The organism is Bradyrhizobium sp. 62 (genome assembly GCF_023073035.1).
In the GTDB taxonomy this organism is placed as follows: domain Bacteria; phylum Pseudomonadota; class Alphaproteobacteria; order Rhizobiales; family Xanthobacteraceae; genus Bradyrhizobium.
In genome coordinates this window covers 403,001-408,806 of the sequence record NZ_JADPIT010000032.1, presented here as the reverse complement: position 1 = coordinate 408,806, position 5,806 = coordinate 403,001, and the positions used below count along the sequence as shown (strand labels likewise).

At 65.1% G+C, this 5,806-nt stretch carries 6 protein-coding genes and 1 pseudogene; 2 read left to right on the top strand and 5 right to left on the bottom strand.

The window, feature by feature from the left end; genetic code table 11:
- The 4 genes from IVB47_RS31330 to ltnD all read right to left on the bottom strand — a co-directional run.
- On the bottom strand, nucleotides 1-1,309 hold a 1,309-nt coding region (locus tag IVB47_RS31330; protein ID WP_247467279.1), incomplete at its 3' end, for an MCP four helix bundle domain-containing protein.
- 169 nt (nucleotides 1,310-1,478) lie between these two features.
- Nucleotides 1,479-2,771, bottom strand: a complete 1,293-nt coding sequence (otnK, locus tag IVB47_RS31325; RefSeq protein WP_247467276.1) for a 3-oxo-tetronate kinase — start codon at nucleotides 2,769-2,771, stop codon at nucleotides 1,479-1,481.
- Entirely contained in the window at nucleotides 2,768-3,550 is a 783-nt protein-coding gene (gene otnI, locus IVB47_RS31320) for a 2-oxo-tetronate isomerase (RefSeq protein ID WP_247467273.1), read from the bottom strand. Before otnI ends, otnK begins: the two co-directional genes overlap by 4 nt.
- Before the next feature lie 16 nt (nucleotides 3,551-3,566).
- On the bottom strand, nucleotides 3,567-4,484 hold the full coding sequence (gene ltnD / locus IVB47_RS31315) for an L-threonate dehydrogenase (protein ID WP_247467271.1): 918 nt from the start codon (nucleotides 4,482-4,484) through the stop codon (nucleotides 3,567-3,569).
- Nucleotides 4,485-4,587: 103 nt separating this feature from the next.
- On the opposite strand from ltnD, the gene IVB47_RS31310 reads away from it, so the two are divergent.
- Together IVB47_RS31310 and IVB47_RS31305 are read left to right on the top strand one after the other, a co-directional pair.
- Nucleotides 4,588-5,262 (top strand): aldolase, encoded by a 675-nt coding sequence (locus IVB47_RS31310; RefSeq protein ID WP_247467268.1) that lies wholly within the window; start codon nucleotides 4,588-4,590, stop codon nucleotides 5,260-5,262.
- Nucleotides 5,259-5,471, top strand: a complete 213-nt coding sequence (locus IVB47_RS31305) for a hypothetical protein (protein WP_247399450.1) — start codon at nucleotides 5,259-5,261, stop codon at nucleotides 5,469-5,471. The genes IVB47_RS31310 and IVB47_RS31305 overlap by 4 nt, the downstream gene beginning before the upstream one ends.
- An 81-nt stretch (nucleotides 5,472-5,552) precedes the next feature.
- Here IVB47_RS31305 and IVB47_RS31300 read toward each other — a convergent pair.
- Nucleotides 5,553-5,806: pseudogene (locus tag IVB47_RS31300) on the bottom strand (ABC transporter ATP-binding protein); the annotation flags it as partial.

Sequence of the window (5,806 nt, the reverse complement as noted above, 5' to 3'; positions counted from 1 at the left end):
CCTCGGAGGCGACGACCGCAAAGCCGCGGCCCGCTTCGCCGGCGCGTGCGGCTTCGATGGTCGCGTTCAGCGCCAGAAGGTTGGTCTGGCCGGCGATGGTGTTGATGAGCTCGACGACGTCGCCGATGCGCGAGGCTGCCTTGGAGAGCTCGCTGACGCGTTCGGTGGTGGTGCGCGCCTGACCGACGGCATCGCCCGCCATCCGCGCAGATTCCTGCACCTGACGGCTGATCTCGCCGACCGATGAGGCCATCTCCTCGGTGGCCGAGGCCACCGACTGCACGTTGGTCGAGGCTTCCTCCGACGCTCCGGCAACCGTGGTCGCCAGCCGCTGGGAGCGGTCGGCGGTCGAGGTCAGCGTCGAGGCGGAGGCCTCCAACTGGGTCGAGGCCGACGACACGGTCTGAACGATCTCGCCGATCATCGTCTCGAATTCGCGGGTGATGTTGTCGACGCGGCGGCCGCGCTCGATCTTGGCTTCGGCATCGGCGGCGGCAGCCTCGTCGGCGGCCTTCTTGGCGATCAGCGCTTCCTTGAAGATCTGGAGCACGTCGGCCATGGCGCCGATCTCGGTCTTCTCACCGCGATGCGGGACTTCGGCGGAAAGTTCGCCCTTGCCCAGCGCCTGCATCGGCTCGATGATCGAATTGATGCCGCTGGAGACGTCCTGGACGAGGTAGAAGCCGACGCCGATGCCGATGATGACGGCGGCGGCGAGAATGATCGAAACCAACATGAAAGCGAAGGAATAGCTGTCAGCGGCATCCTGCGCTGCCTGGTCGCCACCCTTGGTGTTGAGCTCGATGTCCTTGCGCAGGACCTCGTCGGCCTGAAGCCCGATCTTGTTGACCGTCTTGGTGTTCAGCTCATGCGCCTCGTGCGGGACCTTGCCGGCCTCCTTGCGAGACAGCGCCATGACCTCCTGGGTGCCCTTCTTGTACTCCTCCCAGAGCTTCGACCATTCACCGTAGAGTGCCCGTTCTTCAGGCGAGGTGATCATGCCTTCATAAGTCTTGCGAAACTTGGCGTTGGCCTCGATCACGGTCGCGAGCGTCTTTTCCATCGCGAGCTTCTCGTCCAGCGTTTCCGACAGCATATGCTCCCGGATGACGTTGCGGTAAGTGATCACGCCGGCACGCAAATCGCCGAGCACGCGCACGCTGGGCATCCAGCTCGTGGTGATGTCGACGGTGTTGGCATTCATCGACCGCATCTTCATGACGGCGAGCAGGCCCATGCCGGCCATCGCGACCAGCAGGAACGCCACGACACTGATGATCTTGGCGCGGATGGAAATAGTGGCGAGCATATGGAGTCTCTTTGTGCTGGCGCGGCGGCGCGTCCGGAAGCTTTACGAATCAACCTAAGGGAGCAGCACCGACATCCAACACCAGAGCACCTGAGCGGACGTTAACGACGACTCCGTACGAGTACGGAAGCCTGAAACAAGTGAACACGACGCTAAAAATGCCCTGCGCTCAGCGCATGAGCCCAAGCGCGTCGGAGAAAAACTCCGGCCCGCCGAAGTTTCCGGACTTCAAGGCGAGCAGCATGTCGCCTTTTTCAGCACCGACTGCACGCAGCACGGGGACGCCGGCTGCGATCTCCACCCCCACGAGAAATCCGGGAATCTTCAGCCGGTCGACCACGGCGCCGGATGTTTCCCCGCCGGCAACGACCAGGCGCTTGACGCCGGCCCGCACCAGACCCTCGGCAATGTCGGCCATCGCCTGTTCGATGGCGTGACCGGCCGCGTCGCGGCCATGGCGCGCCTGGAGCGCGGCGACCTGATCCGGCGTCGAGCTCGATGCGATCAGGAACGGACCGTCCGCCAGTCGCGGCTTCGCCCAGGCCAGTGCGCGCTGCGCCTCGTCCTCGCCCGTAGTAATACGGTCCGGATCGAGATGCAGCACGGGCATGACACGCTCGGCATTGGCGATCTGCTGAAGCGTCGCCTGCGAGCAGCTTCCGGCCAGGCACGCCGCCGGTCCGCCGACCGCTGCCCCCGCCGCCTCGCTGCTCGCCGCGGTCGATGTGACCTTGCCTGTAGACACCAGCGCCCGCGCCAGCCCAAGGCCCATGCCGGAGGCGCCGACCGACAACCGATGCTGGGCAGCGACGAGGCCGATGGTTTCGAGGTCGCGATCGAACACGGCGTCGATGATCGCCGCGCCAATGCCCTTGCCGGCGAGTTCGGACAGCCGCGCCCGCACGGCATCCGCGCCGCGCGTGACGGTGGCGAGGTCGACGAGGCCGATTTGCGTCTTGCTCTGGCGCGCCAGCACGCGCACCAGGTTGGAATCGTGCATCGGGTTGAGCGGATGGTCCTTCAGCGGGCTCTCGTTCAGCGGCACGGCGCCGACGAACAGATTGCCCTGGTAGACGGTGCGGCCGGTCTCCGGGAAGGCCGGCGTCACCAGCACGGCCGCCTCGCCGCCATCGGCGCGCAGCGCGTCCATCACCGGGCCGATATTGCCCGCATCGGTGGAATCGAAGGTCGAGCAGATCTTGAACAGCACGTGGCTTGCGCCGCGGCCGCGCAGCCACGTCTCGGCCGCGCGCGAGCGCGACACGGCAAGGCCGGCCTCGATCGAACGGCTCTTCAAGGACACCACGACGGCGTCGACCTCGGGCAGCGCGAGATCGTCCGCGGGCACGCCGATGGTCTGCACGGTGCGCAGGCCGGCGCGCGTCAGCGTGTTGGCGAGGTCGGAGGCGCCGGTGTAGTCGTCGGCAATGCAGCCAAGGGATATTTTCGCTGCAACTGTCACGGCTTCACTCCCGCATAAGGCTTGATCCAGGCAAGGCCGTCGGTGGTCTTGCCGCGCGGATTATATTCGCAGCCGACGAAGCCGGCATAACCGAGCCGGTCGAGTTCGTCGAACAGGAACGGATAGTTCAGCTCCTCGCCGTCGGGCTCGTTGCGCGAGGGAATGCTGGCGATCTGGATATGGCCGATGACCGGCATCATCTCACGCAGCCGCATCGTAACGTCGCCATGGATGATCTGGCAGTGATAGATGTCGAACTGGAGTTTCAGGTTCGGAAGCCGCAGCTCCTGGATCAGGTCGCGCGCGAAGCCGAAATCGTTGAGGAAATAGCCGGGCACGTTGCGCGCATTGATCGGCTCGAGCACGATGTCGATGCCGTGCGGCGCAAAGAACTCGGCGGCCCACGCCACCGATTTGTAGAACGCCTCGATCGCGACGCGCTCGCCGCGGTTGGCGATGCCCGCCATCAAATGCAGCCGCTTGACGCCGGTCGCCTTGGCGTAGGGCAGCGCGGTCTCCAGGCTCGCCTTGAGCTCGGGGAATCGCGACGGGAGTGCCGCAAAGCCCTTCTCGCCGGCATTCCAGTCGCCCGGCGGCAGGTTGAACAGCGCCTGGGTCAAGCCGTTGCGCTTGAGCCGCTCGCCGACTGCCTCGGCCGGATGCTCATAGGGAAAGAGAAACTCGACGGCGGTGAAGCCGGCTGCCGCAGCGGCATCGAAGCGGTCGAGGAACGGCACCTCGGTGAACATCATCGAGAGATTGGCGGCAAAACGGGGCATCGGAATCCTCTTATCCTTACTTGTCGCCGGGCAGCTTGACTCCGGTGACCTGCGCATACATCCGCGCCACCGACGCATCGTCGTCGCGGCCCATGCCGGCGGCGGCCGTCATCAAGAACATCTGGAGCGCTGCGGCGGAGACCGGAACCGGGAATCTGGCACTGCGTGCCATGTCCTGGATGATGCCGAGGTCCTTGACGAAAATCTCGACCGCACTGCGCGGGGTGTAATCGCCGTCGAGCACGTGCGGCATGCGGTTCTCGAACATCCAGGAGTTTCCGGCGGACGCCGTGATCACCTCATAAACCTTGCGGATATCGAGCCCCTGCTTGGCCGCGAACGCGATCGCCTCGCTGGCGGCGGCGATATGCACGCCGGCGAGCAACTGGTTGATCATCTTGAAGGCGGCGCCCTGGCCTGCGGCATCGCCAAGTTCGTAGAGCTTTGCGGCCATGGCATCGAGCGCGGGCCGCGCTTTCTCAAACGCAGCCGGACTGCCGGAGGCGAGGATCGTCAGCTCGCCCTGCGCTGCGCGCTGCGCCCCGCCGGAGATCGGCGCATCCAGATAGTGCCGGCCGGTCGCCTCCAACTGCTTGGCGAGACGCCGCGCCACGTCGGGATCCATGGTCGCCGACGACAGGAAGACGCTGTCCTTGGCCATGGTTTCCGCGACGCCATCCTTGCCGAACAGGATCGTCTCGGTCTGCGCGGCATTGACGACGACGCTGACGACGACGTCGGCGCCCTTGGCAGCTTCGGCCGGCGTCTTGGCGCCCGCGCCGCCCTCCGTCACGAAACGAGCCACCGCATCAGCCGAGACGTCGCAGCCGGTGACGACATGACCGGCGCGCTTCAGCGAGGTCGCCATGCCAAACCCCATCGAGCCGAGCCCGATGACGGCGATGCGCTGATTCTGTGACGTGGAGGCGGACATGCAACTGATCCTTGCGACGTTTCCCGGAGGGCCACCCTTTGCGGCAGCTTGCCAACCGAATAACACGGCTTGGCCGCGCTGCCAAAGCGTGAGACAAACGGACATGACGGCCATGAGCAACGAGACATTGCTGCGCGAAGACATTTGCCGCTTCGGACGGTCCCTGTTCGAGCGTGGGCTGACGCCCGGCTCCTCCGGCAATATCAGCGTCAGGCTGGACGGCGGCGGCTGGCTGGTGACGCCCACCAATGCCTCGCTCGGCTTCCTCGATCCCGCAAAACTGTCGCGGCTGGACGATCAGGGCCGACTGGTTTCGGGCGATGCGCCGACCAAGGAAGTTCCGCTGCACAATGCACTCTATGCCACGCGCGGGAGCGCAAGGGCGATCGTGCATCTGCACTCCACCCATTCGGTTGCGCTGTCGATGCTGCCGGAGATCGACCCGCGCGCCGCGCTGCCGCCGATGACGGCCTATTATCTGATGAAATGCGGCGCCACCGCGCTCGTGCCCTATTACCGCCCCGGCGATCCCGCGGTCGCGGATGCGATCAGGGGGCTGGCGGGAAAATACTCATCCGTGCTGCTCGCCAATCACGGCCCGGTCGTCGCCGGCGATACGCTGGAAGCAGCGGTGTTCGCGAGCGAGGAGTTGGAGGAGACGGCGAAGCTGTATCTGCTGCTGCGCGGGATGAACCCGCGATATTTGTCGCCAGAGCAGGTGACGGATCTGGTGAAGGTGTTTGGCGTGGCGCTGCCGGAGCATGGGCACGAGGAATGACCGATCCAGCACGGCCTACACCAAGTGAGATAGTGGCGGCGGCCCGCGTTCTCCACGAAATTGGCTTACACCATCACTGGTGGTCTCCCTATACGAAGACATACGATGAACTGACCGCAATTGATCCGATCGGAAAGGATGAGTTCGACGCAATCGTCGAAGCGGTGTTGCTGGCCGCGGCTCAAGCAAGGCATGGTCCGCAATCGTAGCCCGCATGAGCGAAGCGACATGCGGGACCACTTGCCCCGGATATCGCTTCGCTCATCCGGGCTACGGCAGTGTGCTTGTAGCTACAGCCCCAGATACGCCTTGCGCACGTCGGGATTGCCCTTGATCTCGCTTGCCGCGCCCTGCATCAGCACGCGGCCGGTTTGCAGGATATAGGCGCGGTCGGCGATCTCGAGACACTCCGCCATGCGTTGCTCCACGATCAGCACGGTCATGCCGGCGTCGCGGATGCGCTTCACAGCCTGGAAGATCTCGTCGACCAGCTTCGGCATGATGCCCTGCGAGGGCTCGTCCAGCATCAACAGCCGCGGGCGCG

What these genes read in the sequence shown, in the direction of transcription:
- IVB47_RS31305 (WP_247399450.1), top strand. Translation starts at nt 5,259, where the DNA reads ATGACCGATCCAGCACGGCCTACACCAAGTGAGATAGTGGCGGCGGCC.
- IVB47_RS31310 (WP_247467268.1), top strand. Translation starts at nt 4,588, where the DNA reads ATGACGGCCATGAGCAACGAGACATTGCTGCGCGAAGACATTTGCCGC.
- otnI (WP_247467273.1), bottom strand. Translation starts at nt 3,550, where the DNA reads ATGCCCCGTTTTGCCGCCAATCTCTCGATGATGTTCACCGAGGTGCCG.
- ltnD (WP_247467271.1), bottom strand. Translation starts at nt 4,484, where the DNA reads ATGTCCGCCTCCACGTCACAGAATCAGCGCATCGCCGTCATCGGGCTC.